The sequence below is a fragment of the Flavobacterium croceum DSM 17960 genome (assembly GCF_002917885.1).
Classification (GTDB): Bacteria; Bacteroidota; Bacteroidia; order Flavobacteriales; family Flavobacteriaceae; genus Flavobacterium; species Flavobacterium croceum.
Genome location: NZ_PQNY01000009.1, coordinates 110437 through 134722, shown reverse-complemented (window position 1 = coordinate 134722; position 24286 = coordinate 110437). Strand labels below are relative to the sequence as shown.

The 24286-nt window shown below is 31.2% G+C and carries 17 protein-coding genes, 1 tRNA gene and 1 pseudogene; 9 read left to right on the top strand and 10 right to left on the bottom strand.

Features of this window, described 5'->3' with window-relative positions; genetic code table 11:
* Positions 1 to 52: 52 nt before the first annotated feature.
* Positions 53 to 1978: an LTA synthase family protein gene (locus tag Q361_RS08325; RefSeq protein ID WP_103726262.1), complete on the top strand. Its 1926-nt coding sequence runs from the start codon at positions 53 to 55 to the stop codon at positions 1976 to 1978.
* Between the two features lie 12 nt (positions 1979 to 1990).
* Positions 1991 to 2578, top strand: a complete 588-nt coding sequence (locus Q361_RS08320) for a dual specificity protein phosphatase family protein (RefSeq protein ID WP_103726261.1) — start codon at positions 1991 to 1993, stop codon at positions 2576 to 2578.
* Position 2579: 1 nt separating this feature from the next.
* On the opposite strand, the gene Q361_RS08315 is transcribed toward Q361_RS08320, so the two are convergent.
* The 3 genes from Q361_RS08315 to Q361_RS08305 all read right to left on the bottom strand — a co-directional run bounded on the left by Q361_RS08315 (position 2580) and on the right by Q361_RS08305 (position 8822).
* A complete protein-coding gene (locus Q361_RS08315; RefSeq protein ID WP_103726275.1) occupies positions 2580 to 3434 on the bottom strand; it encodes an EamA family transporter in 855 nt (284 codons plus the stop codon).
* Between the two features lie 55 nt (positions 3435 to 3489).
* Positions 3490 to 7170: a phosphoribosylformylglycinamidine synthase gene (purL, locus tag Q361_RS08310; protein ID WP_103726260.1), complete on the bottom strand. Its 3681-nt coding sequence runs from the start codon at positions 7168 to 7170 to the stop codon at positions 3490 to 3492.
* Between the two features lie 77 nt (positions 7171 to 7247).
* On the bottom strand, positions 7248 to 8822 hold the full coding sequence (locus Q361_RS08305; protein ID WP_103726259.1) for a hypothetical protein: 1575 nt from the start codon (positions 8820 to 8822) through the stop codon (positions 7248 to 7250).
* Between the two features lie 109 nt (positions 8823 to 8931).
* Between Q361_RS08305 and Q361_RS08300 the strand changes: the two genes are divergently transcribed.
* The 4 genes from Q361_RS08300 (at position 8932) to Q361_RS08285 (ending at position 11265) form a co-directional block, all read left to right on the top strand.
* Positions 8932 to 9357: a PaaI family thioesterase gene (locus Q361_RS08300; protein ID WP_103726258.1), complete on the top strand. Its 426-nt coding sequence runs from the start codon at positions 8932 to 8934 to the stop codon at positions 9355 to 9357.
* Positions 9357 to 10400 (top strand): isochorismate synthase, encoded by a 1044-nt coding sequence (locus Q361_RS08295; RefSeq protein WP_103726257.1) that lies wholly within the window; start codon positions 9357 to 9359, stop codon positions 10398 to 10400. Before Q361_RS08300 ends, Q361_RS08295 begins: the two co-directional genes overlap by 1 nt.
* Before the next feature lies 1 nt (position 10401).
* Complete coding sequence (gene bshB1, locus Q361_RS08290; RefSeq protein ID WP_103726256.1) at positions 10402 to 11127, top strand: bacillithiol biosynthesis deacetylase BshB1; 726 nt, start codon at positions 10402 to 10404, stop codon at positions 11125 to 11127.
* A 62-nt stretch (positions 11128 to 11189) separates the two neighbouring features.
* A tRNA-His gene (locus Q361_RS08285) sits at positions 11190 to 11265 on the top strand.
* A gap of 1147 nt (positions 11266 to 12412) precedes the next feature.
* Here the strand turns inward: Q361_RS08285 and Q361_RS13990 are convergent.
* Positions 12413 to 12547: pseudogene (locus Q361_RS13990) on the bottom strand (hypothetical protein); the annotation flags it as partial.
* 488 nt (positions 12548 to 13035) lie between these two features.
* On the bottom strand, positions 13036 to 14664 hold the full coding sequence (locus tag Q361_RS08275) for an acyl-CoA carboxylase subunit beta (protein ID WP_103726255.1): 1629 nt from the start codon (positions 14662 to 14664) through the stop codon (positions 13036 to 13038).
* A gap of 184 nt (positions 14665 to 14848) precedes the next feature.
* Here Q361_RS08275 and Q361_RS08270 point away from each other — a divergent pair, with 184 nt between their 5' ends.
* Together Q361_RS08270 and Q361_RS08265 are read left to right on the top strand one after the other, a co-directional pair.
* Entirely contained in the window at positions 14849 to 15493 is a 645-nt protein-coding gene (locus Q361_RS08270) for a DUF47 domain-containing protein (protein WP_103726254.1), read from the top strand.
* 7 nt (positions 15494 to 15500) lie between these two features.
* Complete coding sequence (locus Q361_RS08265) at positions 15501 to 16760, top strand: inorganic phosphate transporter (protein ID WP_103726253.1); 1260 nt, start codon at positions 15501 to 15503, stop codon at positions 16758 to 16760.
* Positions 16761 to 16858: 98 nt separating this feature from the next.
* On the opposite strand, the gene prfB is transcribed toward Q361_RS08265, so the two are convergent.
* Positions 16859 to 17954, bottom strand: a protein-coding gene (gene prfB, locus Q361_RS08260; protein WP_146046994.1) for a peptide chain release factor 2 whose coding sequence is annotated in 2 segments (ribosomal slippage) — positions 16859 to 17890 and positions 17892 to 17954 — 1095 coding nt in all. Because the reading frame shifts where the segments join, the coding sequence is not laid out codon by codon here.
* A gap of 48 nt (positions 17955 to 18002) precedes the next feature.
* Between prfB and Q361_RS08255 the strand changes: the two genes are divergently transcribed.
* Positions 18003 to 19028, top strand: a complete 1026-nt coding sequence (locus Q361_RS08255) for a threonine aldolase family protein (RefSeq protein ID WP_103726251.1) — start codon at positions 18003 to 18005, stop codon at positions 19026 to 19028.
* Here the strand turns inward: Q361_RS08255 and Q361_RS08250 are convergent.
* From Q361_RS08250 to Q361_RS08235, 4 genes are all read right to left on the bottom strand, one after another.
* A complete protein-coding gene (locus Q361_RS08250; protein ID WP_103726250.1) occupies positions 19025 to 19633 on the bottom strand; it encodes a 3'-5' exonuclease in 609 nt (202 codons plus the stop codon). The genes Q361_RS08255 and Q361_RS08250 overlap by 4 nt on opposite strands.
* Before the next feature lie 3 nt (positions 19634 to 19636).
* On the bottom strand, positions 19637 to 21550 hold the full coding sequence (locus tag Q361_RS08245; protein WP_103726249.1) for a DUF294 nucleotidyltransferase-like domain-containing protein: 1914 nt from the start codon (positions 21548 to 21550) through the stop codon (positions 19637 to 19639).
* A gap of 179 nt (positions 21551 to 21729) precedes the next feature.
* Entirely contained in the window at positions 21730 to 22827 is a 1098-nt protein-coding gene (locus Q361_RS08240; protein ID WP_103726248.1) for an endonuclease, read from the bottom strand.
* Between the two features lie 3 nt (positions 22828 to 22830).
* Positions 22831 to 24045 carry an RsmB/NOP family class I SAM-dependent RNA methyltransferase gene (locus Q361_RS08235; protein ID WP_103726247.1) on the bottom strand — a complete coding sequence of 405 codons (1215 nt, stop codon included), beginning with the start codon at positions 24043 to 24045 and terminating at the stop codon, positions 22831 to 22833.
* Positions 24046 to 24286 lie beyond the last annotated feature (241 nt).

Below are 24286 nucleotides of genomic sequence, written 5' to 3'. Positions count from 1 at the left end.
TATAAAACTAATATTCAAAATTGTAAATTTGCGCAATTTGGTACTATTTTCTATGAAGCATTTTTTTAGAATACACGAATATAAAGTTTTAATGTATAGAATATTTTTGGCTTATTTGTTCTATATGATAGCTAGATTTTTATTTTTTGCTTATAACTTTTCTTTAATCAAAATAAACTCTTTTACAGATTTTCTTTCGTTATCTATACATGGTTTAGCGTTTGATTCTACAGCTATTTTGTACACTAATTTGTTGTTTATTTTAGTATCAATACTACCTTTTTATATCAATACTAAAAATAGTTTTCAAAAAATTCTATTTTATCTATATTTTACTACAAATCTATTGGTATACGCTACTAATTTTATCGACTTTATTTATTATAAATATACATTTAACAGAAGCACAAGAGCATCTCTTGATACTTTGGAAAATGAGCAAAACAAATGGTTATTGTTTTCCAATTTTATAATAAGATATTGGCATGTTTTTGCCTTGTTTTTTATTTTGTGTTTTGTTTGGATTTTTTTGTACAAAAAAGTAAAGATTACCAATGAGTTACGAAAGTTTAATGCAAGCTATATATTAAGTTCAATACTAGGATTTTTAGTTATTGGCGCATTAGTAGTAGGGGGTATACGTGGCGATTTTAAAAAGAGTACTCGGCCTATAAATATGCTAGATGCTAGCCGCTATGTAACCGATGCCTCTCAGGCAGATTTTGTACTCAATACACCTTTTGCAATTATTAGAACATGGAATACCAATACCTTTAAAAAAGTACAATTGGTTGATAAAAACACGATAGATTCTTTAATTGTTCCGATTAAACAGTATCAAAATTTCCCGAAAACAAAACCCAATGTAGTTATATTTATACTTGAGAGTTTTGCCAAAGAATATGTAGGTGCTTTCAATAAAGATATGCCTATTCCAAATTACAAAGGCTACGCTCCATTTGTCGATTCATTGGCACAGCACAGTTTAATTTTTACAAAAGGTTATGCGAATGGTTATAAATCTATACATGGTATGTCTTCTGTATTGGCAGGTATTCCTTCGTTTAAAGATGCGTTTACATCATCTCCTTATCCAAAACAAAAAATAGAATCGTTAGTTTCAGTATTAAAAAATGAAGGATACGATACCTCTTTTTTTCATGGCGCACCAAACGGCTCTATGGGATTTTTAGGATTTGGAAATATATTAGGCTTTGATCATTACTACGGCAAAAATGAATATAATAATGATGCCGATTTTGATGGATCGTGGGGTATTTGGGATGAACCTTTTTTTCAATACTTTAACAAAACTATTTCGGCAAAAAAGCAACCTTTTATGGCAACGCTTTTTTCAGTGTCGTCGCACGAACCTTATGTAGTACCCGAAAAATACAAAAATAAATTTCCAAAAGGCGATAATGCTATGCACCAATGTATTGGGTACACAGATTATGCATTAAAACAGTTTTTTAAAGTAGCTAAAAAGCAACCTTGGTACAACAATACCATTTTTGTTTTGGTAGCCGATCATGATAATTTAATTTATTATCAAGAATATGGAAAAGATCAAAATTTTCATACGGTACCTATTTTATTTTTTACTCCTTCCGAAAAATTTAAAGGAGTGAATACCGATTGGGCTCAGCAAATAGATATTTATCCTACCTTACTTGATATGATAGGGTACGAAAAACCTTTTAGAAGTTGGGGTAGAAGCTTAATTAGCGAAAAAAAAGTTCCTCCATTTGTTATGCGATATTCATCGGATAAGTATCAAATGATGAGTGGAAATTATATTTGTACTTTTGATGGAGAAAAAGCGGTAGGTTTTTTTGATAAAAATGACAAAGAGTTACAGCATAATTTAATTAAAAATAGAAATGCTGAAATGAATGTATTAGAACAGCGATGCAAAGCTTTTTTGCAAGATTATATGCAACGTATTATTGATAAAAAATTAACTTTAGACAAATAAATTTTCAAAGTAATGAAAAAGAAAATAGGTATTATTCTAGTAACTGTTGTGCTTATCATAACAGGTAAATATGTTTATGATAGACATATAAATCATAACTTTATGACAATTACTGAGGGTAAAGTTTACAAAAGTGGTGTAATTCCTCCCGATGAAATTCAAGATTTTGTTGCAAAATATCATATTAAATCTATTGTAGATTTACGTTTTCCGGGTACAGGCGATGATATTAATAACCCAGAAGTTCCATCAGAATTGAAAGCTGAAAAAATTGCAGTATCAAAAATACCAGGTGTACGTTATTATAACAACGGTTCCGATCAAGTGCCAAAACAAGAAAATCTTGACAAATTTTTTAAAATAATGGACGATTCTACCAATTATCCTGTATTAATTCACTGCTATCATGGTATTGGAAGAGCCCAAATGTATTCGGCTTTATACAGAATAGAGTATGAAGGTTGGCAACCTGATGATGCTCGAAGTAAAGCCGCTTTTCCGTTACTATTTTCTTCTTTTGAATTAGGAAAACCCAAAGGAGATTATTTACACAATTATAAACCTAGACGAGTATTAAAAACAAAAGATACTGTAAAATAAATTATTTACTTAAAAATAAGATATAAATAGCGAATAAAGCCAATACAATTCCGATATAATTGTATTGGCTTAATTTTTCTTTAAACAAGTATTTCCCCACAAGAGTACCCAAAATAATAACACCCATATTCATTGAAATAAAAATTATAGATGGATTATTTACAACAGCTTGATGAGCTTTTATGTAAAAATAGATATTGCCAAAATTGAGTATTCCAACACTTAATCCCCACAAAATAGTAGTGAAATTAAATTTTTCTTGTTTTTTTCGGATTGAATAAATTACAATGCACCAAGCTACCAATAGGGCAATAAAGAATATGTTTTGTAATAAAGTAGTAAAGGGTAATGTGGTAATTGTTGCCGTTTTTTTAAACAATAAATCGATAATACCAAAACCTAGTAGAACAAGAAGTAAATAAGGTGTTTTAATTTCTTTATCAGTACTTTTACTTTGTTTATTTAAAGTAAAAATTACAGCCAATAAAGCTATGAATAAACCAAGTACCTTCAAAAAAGTAATGGTTTCATGAAAGAAAAAAAATGCGCCAAACAAACTTAATAGTAAAGATAGTCGTTGTGCAATATCGGTTTTTACAATTCCAGAATAGGCAATTGCTTTGGCTTGAAAAATAAATACTAAAGGCAGTAGTAACCCCAAAATGAGTACAATTGTCCAAACATTAGTTTCTATTTTTGGAAATAATGTTGGTTTAAAAATAATTTGATTTAGAAAAAATGCGGCTACATAATTGGTGGCTATAATTTGCGCAATACTTTTATTATTTTGTTTGGCATATTTTAGTACAACTCCAACACAAACACTGCATAGAATACTTAATACTACATAAATCATATATTTTTTGTTGCAATAATACAAAAAAAGCCCTGATTTATCAGAGCTTTTCGGTTTACTGTTTTTGATTTTCAATCCATTTTCGAGCATTTACAAATGCTTCAATCCATGGTGATACATCATCTTTTATACCTCTATCTGGATAATACGCCCAATTCCAAGGGAAAATAGAACGTTCTATATGTGGCATCATTACCAAATGACGCCCTGTTGTATCGCACATCATTGCCGTATTAAAATCAGAACCATTTGGGTTGGCAGGATAATCTTTATAGGCATATTTGGCAACAATATTGTAATTATCTTCTGTGTAAGGTAGTTTAAATTTTCCTTCTCCATGAGAAATCCAAACCCCAAGGGTTAATCCTTCTAGCGAAGATAGCATTACCGAATTGTTTTTTTGAATTTTTACCGAAGTAAAAGCGCTTTCATGTTTATTTGACGTATTGTGATGCATTTTGCCATGTATTTCGTGTTCTGGATTTACTAATTTGAGTTCCATAAACAATTGACAACCATTACATATACCTACCGATAAAGTATCTTTTCTGCTAAAGAAGTTTTTCAAGGCTATATTTGCTTTTTCATTATATAAAAATGCACCTGCCCAACCTTTTGCAGAACCTAAAACATCAGAATTTGAAAAACCGCCAACGGCACCAATAAATTGAATGTCTTGTAAGGTTTCTCTACCCGAAATTAAATCGGTCATGTGTACATCTTTTACATCAAAGCCTGCCAAATACATAGCATTTGCCATTTCACGTTCAGAGTTACTACCTTTTTCACGAATAATAGCTGCTTTTGGTCGAGTTGCTATAGGTAAAATAGGCTTTTTACCATCGAAATTTGCAGGGAATATAAATTCTAAAGGTTGGTTTTTATAGTTGGCAAAACGAGCCTCTGCCATTCCATTTTTAGATTGTTTTGTGTCTAATAAATACGAAGTTTTATACCAAGTATCTCTTGTTTGAGCAATAGAAAAATCAAAAGAATCGTTTCCATTTTTAATAGTAATTGTATCGCCTTCTAGAACATTACCGATATTGAAGATTTCAATTCCATGAGCTTTAAAAGTGTCTTCAACTTGAGCATCAGCTTGAAAAACTACAGCAATATTTTCGTTGAATAAGGCTTTAACGGTATCACTTTCTCCTAAAACAGATAAATCATACTTTGCACCCAAACCAACTTCTGCAAATGACATTTCTAATAAAGTTGTGATTAATCCACCACTTCCTATATCATGTCCGGCTTGAATTTGTCTATTTTTAATTAAATTTTGAAGAACATTAAATGCTTTTTTAAAATAATCAGGATTTTTTATACAAGGTACTTCAGAACCTATTTTATTCAGAATTTGATAGAATGAACTTCCTCCAAGTTTAAATGTATCTTGTGATAAATTAAGGTAATAAATATTTCCTCCTTTTCGTTGTAAAACAGGTTCTACTACTTTGGTTATATTACTACAGTTACCTATAGCAGAAATAATTACGGTTCCTGGAGCAATTACCTCGTCATTTGGGTATTTTTGTTTCATAGAAAGAGAATCTTTTCCTGTTGGAATATTGATTCCCAATGCTGTAGCAAAATCTGAACAGCCTTTTACAGCATCAAATAATCGAGCATCTTCGCCTTCATTTTTACAAGCCCACATCCAATTTGCCGATAAAGAAACCGATTGTAAACCATCTTTTAAAGGCGCCCAAACGATATTTGATAAAGCTTCGCCTATGGCATTTATGGATCCCGCCACCGGATCTACCAAAGCAGCAATAGGAGCATGGCCAATTGATGTTGCAATACCTTCTTTTCCTGTATAATCAAGAGCCATAACCCCTACATTGTTTAAAGGTAGCTGTAACGATCCAGCACATTGCTGTTTGGCTACACGGCCACCTACACAACGATCTACTTTATTGGTGAGCCAATCTTTGCACGCCACAGCTTCTAGTTGTAATACCTGATTTAAGTAGTTTGGTATTTCGTTTATGGTATAGTTTGGATTTGTGTATTGATGCACTACTTTTTTATCGGTTATAATTGTTTTAAGAGAGCTTCCAAAAAAGTCTTCTAGTGCATAATCCATAGGTTTTTCACCTGTTGTTTTAGATTGAAAGGTAAATCTGTAATCATTTGTAACTTCACCTACAGTATACATAGGGGCGCGTTCTCTTTGGGCAATTTTTTCTAAAGTATCGATATCTTTTTCACCAATTACTAAGCCCATTCTTTCTTGCGATTCGTTGCCAATAATTTCTTTTGCAGAAAGTGTTGGATCTCCAATAGGTAGTTTGTCCAAATCTATACAGCCACCAGTATTTTCTACGAGCTCCGATAAACAATTTAAATGCCCTCCAGCACCATGGTCGTGAATAGAAACAATAGGATTTGTATCGCTTTCTACTAAACCACGAATGGCATTGGAAACACGTTTTTGCATTTCTGGATTGGAACGTTGAATAGCATTTAGCTCAATACCCGCACCAAATGCGCCTGTATCTGCCGATGAAACAGCAGCACCACCCATACCAATTCTATAATTTTCACCTCCTAAAATAACAATACTATCTCCCGCTTGTGGTTTGTGTTTTTTGGCTTGTTCTCGTTTGCCATAACCAATACCACCCGCCTGCATAATTACTTTATCAAATCCTAATTTTCTGTTGTTTTCTTCGTGTTCAAAAGTGAATACAGAACCTGCTATTAAGGGTTGTCCAAATTTATTTCCAAAGTCTGAAGCTCCATTAGATGCCTTAATCAAAATATCTATTGGGGTTTGATACAGCCATTTTCTTTCTTGCATACCTTTTTCCCAAGCTCGTGTTTGTTCAAGTCTTGAGTAAGATGTCATATACACTGCTGTTCCTGCTAGAGGTAGCGAACCTTGTCCGCCTGCTAAGCGGTCACGAATTTCACCTCCAGAACCAGTGGCAGCACCATTAAAAGGTTCTACAGTTGTAGGAAAATTGTGAGTTTCTGCTTTTAATGATAACACTGATTCAAATGCGGATTCTTGATAAAAATCTGGCTTATCTGCACTTTTGGGTGCAAATTGTATCGCTTTTGGCCCTTTGATAAAAGCTACATTATCTTTGTAGGCAGAAATAATATCGTTGGGGTTTGTTTCTGAGGTTTTTTTAATTAATTTGAATAACGATGTTGGTTGTTCAACACCATCAATAATAAAAGTTCCGTTAAATATTTTATGACGACAATGCTCTGAATTGGCTTGAGAAAAAGCAAAAATTTCAGAATCGGTTAATTTTCTACCAATTTTATGGGTTAAACGTTGTAAATATTCAATTTCTTCAATGCTTAAAGCCAAACCTTCTTTTTGATTGTAATCTTCAATATCGTCGATTTCTAATATAGGTTCGGGTTTACAATTTATGGTAAATATTTCTTGATTAAGTACTTCATATTTTTGAAATAACATTGGATCAAAGTCTGTAAAATCAGCAGAAACCTTTTGAAACTCTTCTATACGAATTATAGTAAGAATTCCCATATTTTGAGTAATTTCTACAGCATTTGTACTCCAAGGTGTAACCATACTAGCACGTGGGCCAACAAAAAAATCCGTAAGTACGGATTTTTCTATTTTATGTGCATTGCCAAAAAGCCAATTTAATTTGTTGATGTCTTCAGTAGATAATACTTCTACGTTTGATGTACTTTGCGTTTGAACAGCGTAAACGACATCAGTATCGTTTCCGAAAAAATGAATCATTGTTGTATGTTATTGTGTTGTTGGCACAAAAATAACGCAAAATAAATTCTAAGACAAATAACGAATTAATATTATACTTAGTTTGTTATGGTTTTGTAAGCACCAATTTGATTGTTACTAGGGTTGCCCAAAATATCTTCAATAATGTTTACAGCACTATTAATATTTTCTGTAGGCCATAGTTGATGCTTACTAACATTTTTAAATTTTGGGTTGTGTAGAGTATTGTTGGTAGCTATATAACAATTGGTGTAATTTGTACTATTAATGGGCGGATATAAAGGGTTTGAATTTGTGTTATTGTATTTTATTAAACAATTATTGAATACATAATTCATAGCAGAGGTATCATTTTTTTTACTAATAGCTAGCTCATTTTGGTTGCTACCATAAATTATACAATCTGTAAAAATGTAATTTTTTATAGAGTTGTTGGCATATATTGTGTCTGAAGTTTCAAAAAAATCTGTAAGATAAACGCAGGTTTGATTGGTACCATACCAATTGTTGTTGAAAGTACAATGGCTAAAATTGTAAGTACCACCGTAGGTTAAACCTACACAAAATTTGCCACAGTTGTTTACAACTACATTTTCGGCTGTTATAGTAGATGCAATAGAATAAATACCAGCTATGCTGCAATTTTGTATTTTAGATTGTTTAATATTTAGCTTGGCTGTATTTGGGTTTACAGTAATTTCTAGAGGTAGGTTGTAAATGCCTATCGACGCATTTTTAATGGTTAAATGTTTTATGGAATTTAAGTTGGTTGAAAAATTCACAATCCCAAACCATTGCCCCGCTACATTATCAAAAGAATATTCCAATCGATTGCCTTCAAAAATTACTTCTTTACTTAAATCGTTTTCTAGAGGATTTGTAGTTGGGTTTTCTCCATTAATGGTAAGTTTACCATTTCGCCCAATCATTAAACCCGAATTAGCGTGATAATACACACGAGCCCCTTTATCTACAACCAGTTCGCTACCATCTGGAACAAATGCAAAACCATAAATTACGTAGGGTTTTGTGTTTGTCCAATGGAGTTCATTACCATGTTGTGGATGATTGTTTATTAAAGTATGCGTATTTTCTGATATAATAGGTTTGTTATCAATATCTAAACCTAATAAAGCACTTTCATATTCATATATATTTGGAGAAGTTTCAGTTCTATTAGGGTAAATAAAAATGGCATCTTGAATTAAAGTAACCAAATCAACATCTTGTGTTTCACCATTACCGTGAATAAAATCTATTTTATCTGTATATAAAAAGTCGGTAGGATTTGCATTGGCTACATCTGCAGTAACTTCAATAAAAATAAATAGGCTGTCTTTTGCCATGAGTTCTACATTACTAAATTGCTTACCAGTATGACCAACATCACCTGTCATACCATCTACCATAAGCCTAAATTTCGAGTTGTCTCCTTTGTGCAAAGCTATTTTGGGTATACTAATATCTTTATCACTACGATTGTATACTTTTAATTTATAAGTGCTAGAACCAATATTGGTAAAAACAGTATCTAGGTAGACAGTATCTTTAGAAAATTCAAGACCTCCTGTACTGGCTTCAAATTTAAAATCGTCTCTACACGAAGAGAACGAGATTGTTATTATTGCAAGAAGAAAATAAATATAGCGCATGAAATATATTTTGGTAAAAGTAGTTAGAAAACATTAAAAACAAAAACGTACAAAAAGCAATTTTAGTATATCGATAAAAGTGATAATTTTACAAAAAAAAATGTAACTCATGTTTGATAAAGAAAAAGTTTTACACATTTGTAAAGAATGGTCTAAAAATACTTTAATGGAAACTCTTGAAATAGAATATATTGATGCTGGCGAAGGTTTTCTAAAAGCAAAAATGCCTGTAAACAGTCGTGTACATCAACCTATGGGATTGTTGCATGGAGGCGCTACAGTAGCCTTGGCAGAGAGCGTTGGTAGTGCAGCATCTGTCATGTTTATTAATCATGAAAAACAAGAGGTAAGAGGTATAGAAATAGCCGCAAACCATTTGAGAGCCAAAAGAGAAGGCGTAGTTTATGCTACGGCACAAATAATACATCAAGGTAGAAGTATTCATTTATGGGAAATAAAAATAACCGATGAGAATGACAAACTCATTTCTTTGTGTAAGCTTACCAATATGATTTTACCCAAAAAAGAAAGATAATGTTTTTTGAAAAGGTACAAGAATATTTCAATCTCAATAAGCCTTTTGTAGTGTACAAAAAGCCACACGAAAGTAAAGCTATTGGATTGTTTCAAAAATCGAAGAAATTACACACACTCGCTGACGTTGCAGGATTTTGTTGGGTAAATTTTAATAACGATAAAAAATATTGTATTCCAGAAACAGATTCAGATATTTATGTAACTCAAATAAATCAAGACACGCTTTATGTAACTCCAAGTGCCAATTTGGTTTACGATGAGAAAGCCAAAAGTAGTTTTGAAGCCATAGTGAGTAAAGCCATAGATACGATTAATACAGGAACATTAGAAAAAGTAGTTCTTTCTAGAAAAGAAATACTCGATAAAAATGATATTGATATAGTGCTTACTTTACAAAAGCTATTCAGTTTTTATCCCGATGCGTTTACTTATGTATTATACCACCCAGAACTAGGTTTTTTTATGGGTGCAAGCCCCGAACAGTTTATAAAAGTAGAGCATAATACACTACACACAGTAGCTTTGGCAGGCACACAAACGTATCATGATGGAATTATTACATGGCAGCCAAAAGAAGTACAAGAACAACAAATTGTTACTCAATATATTGAAAATAGTTTGAAGCCTTATGCAAAACAACTAAACATTTCAAAACCATTTACTCAAAAAGCGGGTAATTTAGCACATATTAAAACACAAATAGAATGTCTGTTACATCAAGAAGTTTCTATCGAAAATATCTGTGATACTTTGCATCCCACTCCCGCAGTATGTGGATTTCCAAAAGATAAAGCAAAGCAGTTTATTTTAGAAAACGAAGGTTATGACAGAGCTTTTTATTCGGGTTACATTGGTGAATGGAAAAAGAACTTTTATACCTATACAGAAAATTGTTATGATTTGTATGTAAATTTGCGCTGTGCAAAAATAGATGAGGCAACACATATTTATGTAGGTTGTGGCATTACAAAAGACAGTAATCCAGAAAAAGAATTTTTTGAAACGATACATAAATCGCAAACGATTAAAAAATGTATGTAATATGGAATTAAAATTAGATATATTGGCATTTGGAGCTCACCCAGATGATGTAGAACTTAGCTGTAGTGGTACAATTGCCAAAGAAATTTCACTGGGTAAAAAAGTTGGAATTATAGATTTAACAAGAGGAGAGCTAGGTACTAGAGGAACAAAAGAAATACGAGATAAAGAAGCCGATGCAGCGGCCAAAATATTAGGAGTTACCATTAGAGAAAATCTAAATATGCGCGATGGTTTTTTTGTAAATGATGAAAAACACCAACTAGAAGTCATTAAAGTTATTCGAAAATACCGCCCAGAAATTGTAGTTTGCAATGCTATACAAGATAGACATATCGATCATGGTAAAGGTAGTAAATTGGTTTCTGATGCTTGTTTTTTATCTGGTTTGAGAAAAATTGAAACTTTTGATGATTTAGGTAACAGCCAATTGGCTTGGCGTCCAAAAAATGTATACCATTACATTCAATGGCAAAATTTAGAACCCGATTTTGTTGTAGATATTTCCAATTTTATAGATACCAAAGTTAATGCTATTTTAGCTTATCAATCTCAGTTTTACGACCCAAATTCTAATGAACCCGAAACACCAATTACTTCAAAAAACTTTAAAGAAAGTTTAAAATACCGTTCTCAAGACTTAGGAAGATTGGTAGGAGTAGAATATGCCGAAGGATTTACTACCGAAAGGTATTTGGCAGTCAATAGTTTAAGTGATTTGTTTTGATTTTATTTAAAAAATATTTGCAGATATTAAGATTTGAAGTATATTTGCAACCGCAAACAAATGGTGATTGTAGCTCAGTTGGTTAGAGCGTCGGATTGTGGTTCCGAAGGTCGGGGGTTCGAGACCCCTCATTCACCCTTAATTGGTAATCCCGCTTGAAAAGGCGGGATTTTTTATTTTAAAATATTTGTATTTGTTTGATTTACAAGAAGTTATAAGGAGAAGATGAAGCTATAAAAAGCGATTTAATATTGTCGATTTTTTAATTGCATTTTTTTTGGTAATATCGAACCGAAATGACTAAAAAACATGTTTAAATGAAAAATCCCTTTTATTTCAAGGGATTTAAAAGCTAAAATATATTTTTGATGTAGTTTGTTTTTTAGTTGATTTTCAAGTATTTCAATTTTTTCTTTTGTGTTAAGGTGGTTGTTATAATTTCATCCAAATTTGCAGTTAAAAAACACTTTGGTGTATAAAAATCAGCTTCTCATTAAATAATGATTGTATTATTTCTCTTTTAAGGTGAATTGGAGCGTTATTGTATATGGTGTTTATATTGGTTAAAAATGAAATTCCTTCCTCTAAATGTTTTTCAAAATCTTTGCTTTTGTTTTTAATTTCTTATAATTCCATTTTTATATCACTTATTAGTATATCAGTTTTTCGCTTCATTTCATTATATGTTTTTACATCAATAATGTCGTCAAAGAACTTTTGCTCAATTGATTTATAACGAGTTTGTAATTTACTCAATCCTCTTTCAAGTGATTGAAAATTTATTTCTTGAGATTAATTTTCATTTTTAAATGTTTGAGCTAAAATATTTTTATAAAAGGACTTAATTTCTTCTTCATTTAATGAAAATACATCTAGTAGTAAACATAATAAAATATTTATTGGAGATTGTATTTTAATAGAAGGGTTGTTTAGAATGGTTAATACTAATTTTTTAACATTTTTGCTTTTAGTGATACTTTATTTTAATAGTTTTTTACAGTATGTTTATACTAAAAATCTACTTTGAAAAAGTTGTTTATAATTTAAAATTATTATCAAGGATTAATTGTTTTTTGTCTACCAAATAGTTTTTAATTATAGTTAGTTTTCTCTTTAAAGTTATAAGTAATTAGATAAGGGAACATACTATTGAATTAGTTATTTTAAAAGGGTTTCTTTAATGTTCTATTTTAAAGTATTTTTATTGGTCGGAAATTGTTTTTTTTTATCTTTTCACTATTGTTTTGGTCTATTAATTACTCTTTCTCTTATATAAAAACTATCTTTAACTTGAGTTAATAATTTTATTTTTAATACTTATATTATTTACATTGGCTGGAGTAATCATCAAATTAATAATTCTGCCATATTCGTTAGTTATTGTACTAAGTTTAATATCAAAAAATAACCTTAGCGAACATTTTCCTTCTTTTTGCTAATTCTTTTAATGTTTATGTTGACCTATTCTTAAATCTCTAATTCTAAGTATATTTGGATCAAATATATAATTAGGAAGCTTTTATTTTAAATTAAAACATCATTAGAATAAAGAACGAAGATTTTAATTCAATCATTCTATTTTAACTTAATAGATTAAGAAACATATTAGTCAAAAATTTATATTCATATTCAAGATAAAAATTTTAAAATTATGTGGTATGAATATAAAAAACAATTGTAATTACTTATTGTAAAGATAAATTCGACTTAAAAGTGCATTATTTTAGCTGAAATTATTTGGTTTTGACAATTTTCAATAAATTATTTACAAATTATCAATAAAATAAAAAAGATGTATAATTCTCTTATACTGAAGCATAATCAAAATTTAGAATTTATATTTATAATAAGAATTTTGTATGTCATAATTTTTTACAACATTTTTACACCTTTTACATCGAAGTTACGTTAAACTTGTATAACACCTAAATTAAATTTTTTCTCAATAGGAGCATTATTGGCAGCCTCAATACCCATAGAAATCCATTTTCTGGTATCCAAAGGATCTATTATCGCATCTGTCCATAATCGAGCTGCTGCATAATATGGAGATACTTGAGCATCATATTTCGCTTTAATTTTATCAAACAATTCTTTTTCTTTGGCTTCGTCTAGTACTTCTCCTTTGGCTTTCAAAGAAGACGCTTCTATTTGCAACAACACTTTAGCAGCTTGTGTGCCACCCATTACGGCGAGTTCTGCACTTGGCCATGCTACAATCAATCGAGGGTCGTAGGCCTTGCCACACATTGCATAATTACCAGCACCGTAAGAATTTCCAACAACCACGGTAAATTTTGGCACTACCGAATTGGCAACTGCATTTACCATTTTTGCTCCATCTTTTATAATACCGCCATGTTCAGATTTGCTTCCTACCATAAAACCAGTTACATCTTGTAGGAAAAGAAGAGGTATTTTTTTCTGATTGCAGTTGGCAATAAATCGGGTAGCTTTGTCGGCAGAATCAGAATATATTACTCCGCCAAACTGAATTTCTCCTTTTTTTGTTTTTGATACAATTCTTTGGTTCGCTACAATACCTACTGCCCAACCATCAATTCTAGCATAACACGTAATTATAGATTTTCCATAGTCGGGTTTATACATATCCATTTCAGAATTATCAACCAAACGTTTAATAATTTCGAGCATATCATATTGGTCACTTCTCGATTTTGGAATGATACCATAAATGTCTTGTTCGTTTGCACTAGGTTTTTGTGGTTTTGCTCTGTTAAAGCCCGCTTTTTCAAAATCACCTATTTTGCCTACAATATTTTTTATTCTATCCAAAGCGTCTTTATCATCTTTGGCTTTGTAATCTGTAACACCCGATATTTCGCAATGTGTAGTAGCACCACCAAGTGTTTCGTTATCAATGTTTTCTCCAATAGCAGCTTTTACTAAATAGCTTCCTGCCAAAAAAATACTTCCTGTTTTATCTACAATCATAGCTTCATCACTCATAATAGGTAAGTAAGCACCGCCCGCTACACAGCTACCCATTACAGCGGCTATTTGTGTGATTCCCATACTACTCATAATGGCGTTATTTCTAAATATTCTCCCAAAATGCTCTTTGTCAGGAAAAATTTCATCTTGCATTGGCAAATATACTCCAGCAGAATCTACTAGGTATATTATAGGAAGCTTGTTTTCTATAGCGATTTCTTGTGCTCTTAAGTTTTTCTTGCCTGTAATAGGAAACCAAGCACCTGCTTTTACCGTAGCATCATTTGCTACTACAATACATTGTTTACCAGAAATATAACCTATTTTTACAACCACACCGCCCGAAGGACATCCTCCATGCTCAAGATACATGCCATCTCCAGCAAAAGCTCCAATTTCTATAGCATTTGTATCTCGATCTAATAAATAATCGATACGCTCGCGAGCTGTCATTTTTCCTTCAGCATGTAATTTTTCTATTCTTTTTTCACCTCCTCCAAGCATTACTTTGGCAAATTTTTGCCTTAAAGATGAAACTTGTAATTTATTAAAATCTTCATTTATATTGAAGTTAATGTCCATTTGTTTGCTGTTTTGATTTGAGTAAAAATACAAAAAATGTAGAAAATAAAAAGTAAATGTGTGTAATACCTTGTCAATTTATTATCTTTAAGAAATTGTAAATTATAATAACTTCAAAATCATATTATCTTAACACTAGCTTAACAATACTACTGTACTTTTGCTTAGTAAAATTTAGATTATAATGACACTAAACAGTATTTTTCAGTATTTTGTTCCTAAGGATAAAAAGTTCTTCCCTCTTTTTGAAGAGGCTGCAAAAAATTTAATTGTTTTGGCTGAAACCTTGCACGAAGGAGTGAATGCACCTAAAACGGAACGTGAAAACTTTTTTAATAAAGTAGAAGAACTAGAAGCTAAAATAGAAGAGATTACACATAAAACACATTTGGAGTTGAGTAGAAATTTTATCACTCCGTTTGATAGAGAAGATATACATGCTCTTGTAAAATCACTAGATAATGTTGCAGATTTTATGCATGGGGCTGCAAGTAAAATGCGTTTATACCAAGTGGATAAAATTACAAAATCGATTAGAAAACTTACTGAGATTAACTTAGAAGCATGTCAATTAATTCTTGTAGGAATTACAGAATTGAAGGATATGAAAAATCCTAAAACACTTAAGGATACTTGTAAAAGAATTAATAAATTGGAAAGTAAAGCCGATTCTGTATTTGATAAAGCTGTAGCCGATATTTTTGAAAATGAAACTGATGCTAAGAATATAATAAAATATAAAGAAGTACTTTCTGCTTTGGAATCTGCATCAGACAAGTGTAAAAGTGTTTCCAATGTAATGGAACAAATTTTGGTAAAACATTCGTAATTTATATATGACATTACTTATCGTTATTATAGTATTAGCGTTGATATTTGATTATATCAATGGTTTCCATGATGCCGCAAATTCTATTGCAACTATAGTTGCTACCAAAGTATTATCGCCGTTTCAAGCAGTAGTTTGGGCTGCTTTTTTTAATTTTTTAGCCTATTGGGTTTTTGGTTTTGGAGTTGCCAATACTGTTGCAAAAACAGCAAAAACAGAGCATATAGATTTGGTAGTTATACTAGCTGGCGTTATTGCGGCTATTATTTGGAACTTATTTACATGGTGGAAAGGTATTCCTTCATCATCATCGCATACTTTGATAGGAGGTTTTGCAGGAGCTGCTATTGCTCATGCTGGTTTTAATGTAGTAAATTGGTATAAACCTGGTGAAGATGGTCATTTACCCACAGGTGTTCTTATTGTTATTGCTTTTATTGCTTTAGCACCATTGTTGGGTATGGTAATTTCGTATTTTATATCTATTTGGTTGTTGCATTCTTCCAAAAAGAGTATTTATCCAAAATTGTTTACGATTAGTTTAATGCTTTTGGTAGGTTGGTTTTTTTCTACAGTTTTAGATTTTTCTCCAGAAAAACAAAGATTTTCTAATAAATTTTTATCGTTTTTGGCATATCCTGAAAATATAAAATGGTTTTTGGTAGGAATTATATTTTACAGTTTAGCCATTTTCAATTTATTTTTTAGTTCGATGCCTACTGCAAAGGCAGAAAAAACATTAAAAAAAATGCAACTTTTATCATCTGCATCTTTTAGTTTAGGGCATGGTGGTAACGATTCTCAAAAAGTAATGGGTATTATTGCAGCGGCTGTTACTATTGCAGTAAGAGATTATAATTTAAAATTATCTGATTTTTGGTTAGATCTTAATGTGGACATAGACAAAAGTATTATGCCAGGTTGGATTCCTTTGGCTTGTTATACCGTAATTGGTTTGGGCACACTAAGCGGTGGTTGGAAAATTGTAAAAACTATGGGATCTAAAATTACTAAAGTAAATGCTTTTGAAGGGGTTGTCGCAGAGTCTGCTGGGGCTTTAACCTTATTTACAACAGAGCATTTTAAAGTTCCTGTTTCAACAACACATACTATTACTGGTTCAATTATTGGTGTAGGCGTAACCAAACGCGTTTCGGCAGTACGTTGGGGTGTTACCGTAAATTTATTATGGGCTTGGGTACTTACAATACCCGTTTCTGCACTTATTGCTATGCTTGTTTATTATTTAGTAAATCTGTTTATCTAACATATATTTAAAACAAAACATTAAAAATGCCGTATTCTAGATTAGAGTACGGCATTTTTTAGTGGTAAATAATTAGCAATTACTTTAGTATTATGGTTTTATTCCTCTTTTTGTCCCATCATCATGAGGTATGCTTTTAAAAATTCGTCTAAATTTCCATTCATCACACTTTCTACATCACTAGTTTCATAACTTGTACGAACATCTTTTACCAATTTATAAGGATGCATCACATAATTGCGTATTTGAGAACCCCATTCTATCTTCATTTTGTTTGCTTCAATATCGGCTCTTTGTTCTAAGCGCTTTTTTAATTCTTTTTCATAAAGTTGAGAACGTAGCATTTGCATAGCTCTTTCTCTATTATCATGCTGCGAGCGCGTTTCTGAACATTGTATTTGAATACCTGTGGGTTTATGTAATAATTGAACTTTGGTTTCAACTTTATTTACATTTTGACCACCAGCACCGCTTGATCGAGCAGTAGTAATTTCTATATCAGCAGGGCTAATTGCTATTTCTATGGTATCATCTACAAGAGGATAAACATATACTGAAGCAAATGAGGTATGCCTTTTGGCATTACTGTCAAAAGGTGAAATTCGAACGAGTCTATGTACTCCATTTTCTCCTTTTAAATAGCCAAAAGCAAAATCGCCTTCTATTTCTAATGTAACAGTTTTTATACCTGCTACATCACCTTCTTGAAAGTTTAATTCTTTAATTTTATAACCTTGTTTTTCGGCCCACATCATATACATACGCATAAGCATAGATGCCCAATCACAACTCTCTGTTCCACCCGCACCAGCAGTTATCTGTAAAACAGCACTTAGGCTATCTCCTTCATCAGAAAGCATATTTTTAAACTCAAGATTTTCAATTAAGTTTAAGGTTTGAAAATAAATGGCATCGAGTTCTTCTTCGGTAGCATCGCCTTCTTTAAAAAAATCAAATACTATTTGCAGTTCTTCAAGTAAATTTTCTGCTTTTTGATAATCTTCTACCCACTTTTTTTTAGTACGCAAATTTTTTACCACGATTTCGGCTTCTTTTGCATTATTCCAAAAATTTGGAGCAAAAGTTTTTTCTTCTTCGTTGGTAATTTCAATCAATTTTGCATCAATGTCAAAGATACCTCCTCAACGCACCAAGACGTTCTACGATACCTTTAATTTGTTCGGTATTTGTCATAAATTAATAGTAGTTTTGTAGTGCAAAAGTAATTCTTATATATTTTATATGGAAATTAATTTAATTAGTGATACCGTTACTAGGCCTTCCAATGAAATGTTGCAGTATATGTTTCATGCTAAAGTAGGCGATGATGTTTTTAAGCAAGATCCTACAGTACTAGAATTTGAACAAACAGTAGCGCAACTTTTTGGAAAAGAAGATGCTTTGTTTTTTCCGAGTGGAACTATGGCAAACCAAACAGCTTTAAAAATACATACTAACCCAGGAGATGAAGTTATTTGCGATAAATGGTCGCATATTTATTTATACGAAGGTGGAGGCGCAGCTGCAAATAGTGGTATTTCGTGTAAATTGATTGATGGTACTAGAGGCATGATTACAGCACAGCAAGTAAGTCAAGCTATTAATGATCCAGAAAATATTCATTTGGCTTATACAAAATTGGTAAGTATAGAAAATACTACAAACAAAGGAGGTGGTGCTTGTTATAATTTATTAGAATTACAAAAAATAAAAGAGATTTGCACACAAAATAACTTAGCTTATCATCTAGATGGCGCTAGATTATGGAATGCTTTAATCGCTAAAAAACAACACCCAACTCAATTTGGTGCATTGTTTGACACTATTTCTGTTTGTTTTTCTAAAGGATTAGGAGCTCCTGTTGGTTCTGTTCTTTTGGGTTCAAAAGAGCAGATTAAAAAAGCGTACCGAGTAAGAAAATTATTTGGTGGAGGCATGCGCCAAGCAGGATATTTGGCAGCTGCAGGAATGTATGCGTTACAACATAATGTTGCTAGACTGGAAGAAGACCATAAAAGAGCAAAAGAATTAGGTAATCAATTACAACAATTGGAATGGGTACACAAAGTAGAAGAGGTTGAAACCAATATTGTAATATTTACTGTAAGAACAGGTCTTGAAGAAAAATGGGTAATAGAAAAACTAAAACAAAAAAATATCCATATTAGTTCTATGGGCGAAGGTAAATTACGAATAGTAACACACCTAGACTACAAACCTGTAATGCATAGCTATGTGCAAGAACACTTACAAAAAATAAAATTTTAAGCTTGGATATGAATATCTAGTTTTGATTTTAATTTTAAAAATAATAACCCAATCGAATAAGCATCTTCTACAGTAGAGGTTCTATCTGAAGTGTTTATTTTATATATTTTTTTTAAATCGTCCAGAGAAAAATTCTTATCGTTAATATCGAGAAGTTTTTTATACATAACTTCAATGTCTAACGATTCATTTTTAAGCCGACCACAATTGTATTTTTCCAACGTTTCGTTAATTATTTCGATATCAAAAAGAGTTCTATGTCCTACAATAACAGAGTTTCCAATATAATCTATTAGTTTTTCTAGAGCTACACTTTCTGTAACTTTAGGAACTCTAACATCTTTAAACATTTGATCGATTACATTTTCAGAAACTTCTTCTTTAATAGGTTTAGGAAATTCTATTTCTAGTACATCTTTCACGACAATTTTATTATGCTCAATACCAATTGCACCCACCGAAAGAATAATATCTTTTTTGGGGTTCAATCCTGTAGTTTCTAAGCTTAAAGCTACAAAACGTGATGGTTTTTTTTCAAATTTTGAAAGATAATTTTTCCAATAGTCAGGGTAATCTTTCCCAATGTTTTTTAACCAATCCAACATAATTTATGAAAATTGAGTGAGTTGAATTCTATCTTTAATCATTTCTTCCAAATCTTTAAAGGCTGTAAAAGATGCTTTAATTTTTTCTTTGTCAATTTTTGACAATTCATCTAAATTAATATATTGCCCGTCAGAATCATTTTTAATACCTTCTAGAGTTCTATATTTACTTAATGTTAAAAATGCTTCGGCGCAATTGAGGTAAATTTCGGAAAATTTCGGGTCTATAATAGCCAATTGTTTATAACGTAAATAGGTACTATTGAAGCCTTTAATACCTAAATAGAGTACCATAAGTCGAGCGCCATCAACCAAAGGAGCAATACCTTTGTTTTTTATATCAAATTTCCCTTTATACGAGCCTTCTTCTTCAACAGTGAATTTTTTAAAGAAGTTTAAAGGAACAGGTTTTTTTATGGTATAGTTTCCTAAATAATCAAAAAATAGAGTATTCTTTTTCGGGTTTTTAAATATAATTTCGGTAATAAAATCTTCAATTTTTTGTTCTCCAAAAGCCATTTCATAGTCAAAAAAGATTGGACTGATGTCTTGAGTATTTTCTCCAGGAGTATTCATCCAACTGTTGTATATTTTTTCCCATTCTGAAACAGATTTACACCAATTAATATTGCTTGCATTATGTCCGTATGGACAAAGATTGTATCCTGTTTTTTCTAATATAGATGTCGTTTTTTTGGATAATTTTACAAAGTAATCCTTAATATCTCTATATTTTTCTGGAGCTACATCTTCAAACACCAAAATATTGTCTTGATCTGTAAAAAGCAATTGTTCTTTTCTGCCTTGACTTCCTATAGATAAAAAAGCAAATCGGGCAGGAGGTGAGCCTAAATCTAGTATTGAAAGTTCTACAGCTCTTTTTACCATAGCAATGGTAATTTCGCCCGATAAACTATTTATATGTGAAAGAGGTATATTTTTTTGAATCGAGTTTAAAATAATATCAGTCAGTTTGTCACGTACTTGTTTTAGGTCTTTAGAATTTTGAGCTCTCTTAATTTCTTTAATTAATACACCTGGGTTATTTGCTTGAGAAACAACTAAATCGTGTTCAGAAATAATTCCTTTTACATGACTTTTATCTGTGCCATCGTGTGTTACACACAAATGTGAAACTTCGTGTTTAAGCATAACGAGTTGAGCTTCGGCAACCGAGATATTTTCGGCAACTGTAATAACAGGCGATGCCATAATTTGATCTACAGTTTGAGATAGAGAAACCCTGCCTGTAGCAACTTTAGACCTAAAATCTTTATCGGTAACAATGCCTATAGGTTGATCATTTTCAATTATAAGTGCGTTGTCATGTAAATTGTTTGTCATTAATTGCGCGGCTTCTTTTATGAGAGTTTTTGCAGCAATAATGATTGGCTTTTTATTGTAGGTAAGCGATTGAAAGTAGAGTAAATCGTTTTGACTTTCTGTAATACTATAAGAATCTGAAATAGCATTTTTTGATTTGTTATCGATACTACTTTTCGAATTTGTTGCAAAACTTTGTAATAGAAAGTCTAAAACATCTGGATTTTGAGCTACAAACGGCTTAAATGTATCAATAGGAATGGCATAAACAATACTATCTTCACGCGCTTTGGCAGTCATTTGATAATTATTTTTGGCAAAAAACGGACGCAATCCAAATATATCTCCTGCATAGCATTTGCCAATCAATGCTTCTTCGGCATCAGAAATAACAGATAAATGTATTACACCAGAGGCAACCACATAAAAACTATCATGCAATGTATCATTTATTTGAAATAATATGTTGCCTTTATTCAAATTTAAAACATTTACAGTTGATGATATTTCTGTCAAATCTTTAAAATTCAAATGATTAAATGGCTCATAGTCTTTTAAAAAATCTGCAATTCTGTGCGCAATAGCATTACTCATAACAATTCGATTTAATAGTACAAATTTACAAAACTTGACGGTCTAATTTCATTAATATTTTGGCAAATTAATTTTACATTTTTTAAAAATAATAATGTCGTAGAAATTGAGTAAAATATATAAACAAAAAAGGCTGTCTAAACATAAAGACAGCCTTTTTTGTAATTGTTTTTTTATTACTAATTAACAATAACTTTTTTCAATACCGAAGAACCGTTTTCTAAACTAATTTTTATCAAATAAAAGCCTGAAGATAAATTATTTAATTGATACTCATTATTGTCAAAAGCAGGTTGATGAATAGCTTGTATCAATTGGCCATTAACAGCGTAAACCTCTATATCATTTACAGATAATGCTGAATTGATGGTAACAAAATTTTGTGAAGTAGGGTTTGGATAAATTGTAATTTCTTGATTTGTTGCAACAAAATTTTCATTTGCTAAGGCTGCACATTGTGTACCCCATATCATACATATATATTCTGGATGATCTATATATGGATTTCTGTTGTTTTGATGAACATAAACGGCATTGTTTTTTGCAATTTCATAAGCACTTACAGGGTCGTCTAAATGCCATTTAATTAAAATATTTAAAAAAGTATTGGTAAATACTTGATCTGAACTTCCGTTAAACATATCGTAAGTAAATCCAGAAACAACATCTTGATATCTTGTTGCAAAATAAAATAAACATCGAGCAATATCTCCTTTAAATTCATCTATAGGTTCAAATACTACTCCAGTATATCCAGCAGAATAACCACTGTTAAGATTATTACCTTTTTTACTTCCGTTACTAGATGTGTAAGTAGCAGTGCCAACTTTTCCGTAAGGATAATTACTACGAATTCCATTTACATATCCATCAGAAGGTATTACAAAATGCCCATCAGAATACATAGGCAATTGTGAATTAAAAACAGATTGTGGTATTGTATGTTCTCTATTATAACACCCTCCTTCACCCGAATAACTGCCACATTGTTGAGAAGTTGAAGTATAAGAATATGCATCAGGCCCATTTGGTTTTTCTGAATACACATCTAAAAGAGAATTATCATTTTCATAATAGTGATCTCTAAAAGCAGTGTTTGTGTATAAAGTCCATAAATCGCCATAAGTTTGAGCATTATGGTTTTTTATAATATTATACAAATTTGTTTTTAGGGTATAGCCTGTTCCTGTAGCCGTGTTGTAATACCCTGTAGGGATTTGAGCAAAAGATACTGTTGCAGCTATCAAAAAAAGATAGCAAAGATTCATTTTTTTCATTGTTTAATTTTTTCTTTCTAACAAAGCCATATAAAACCCATCAAAACCAGATTCTGAAGCTAGAATTTTTTTATCTTTTACAAATGTAAAATTTTTACCTTGTTCAGAACTTAAGAATTGCTTAATTTGATTTTGGTTTTCAGAAGGTAATATAGAACAAGTAGCATAGACTAACTTACCTGCTGGCTTTACGATTTTTGAATAATTTTGTAATATCTCTTGTTGTGTGTTTTTTATGTTTTCAATAAACTCGGGTTGTAGTTTCCATTTACTGTCTGGATTTCTTTTTAAAACACCTAGTCCGCTACAAGGTGCATCAATAAGAACTCTATCGGCTTTATCGTACAATTTTTTTATAACTTTTGTAGAGTCTATAATGCGATATTCTATATTAAAAGCGCCGTTTCTTTTGGCTCGAAGTTTTAATTGTTTCATTTTGCTTTCATACAAATCCATAGCAATGATTTGCCCTTTGTTTTGCATAAGCGAAGCAATGTGAAGTGTTTTTCCACCAGCACCAGCGCATGTATCTACAACTCTCATACCAGGTTGTACATCTAAAAATTCTGCCACAAGCTGAGAAGATGCATCTTGAACTTCAAAAAAGCCTTCTTTAAAAGGTTCTGTTAAAAATACGTTGGCTCTTTCTTTAAGTATTAATGCATCTTTATACTCTTGATGAAATTCGGTTTCAATATTCAAATCCATCAAAATGGCTCGAAGTTTTTCTTTTGTAGTTTTAAGTGTATTTGTTCTTAATATTACTTGAGCTTGTTTATTTTGAGCAGCTAGTTCTTGAGTCCAAATTTCTTCGCCAAGTTCTTCGCTACATAATTTATCAATCCAATCGGGAATTGATTCTCTTAATACTCGATTTTTTGACAATTCATCAAATCGACCTTTAATTTTTCTGTTTGGAGTTCCTTCAAGTTGTCTCCAATCGGGTATAGGATAACCTCTTAATACAGCCCATACGGCAAACATTTTCCATAAATCTTCTCTAGAATAGGGTTCTTTTACTTCTGCTATTTCAGCATATAGCCTTTTCCAGCGTACCATATCATAAATAGTTTCTGCAACAAATTTACGATCATTACTTCCCCAACGTTTGTCTTTTTTTAAAGCTAAGGCAACTACTTTGTCTGCATAATCTCCATTATTAAAAATGGCATTGATAGAATCTATAGTAGTGTATACTAAATTTCTGTGTAATCTCATGGCACAAAGATACGTTTTTGTAGTAAAATTTATAATGGTTTAACAGGATATAATTTTTGAATAAGAATTGTCTTATAAAACATAAATTGATAATACTCTATATTTTTATATTTTATATAAGAAAATACTTATTTAGTTAATTTTTTTATATAAAAACTCATTAATTGCTATACTATTCTAAATAAAATGTTAAAATAAGACATTACTCTTCATTATTTTTGCACAAAATTTTAACACTAAT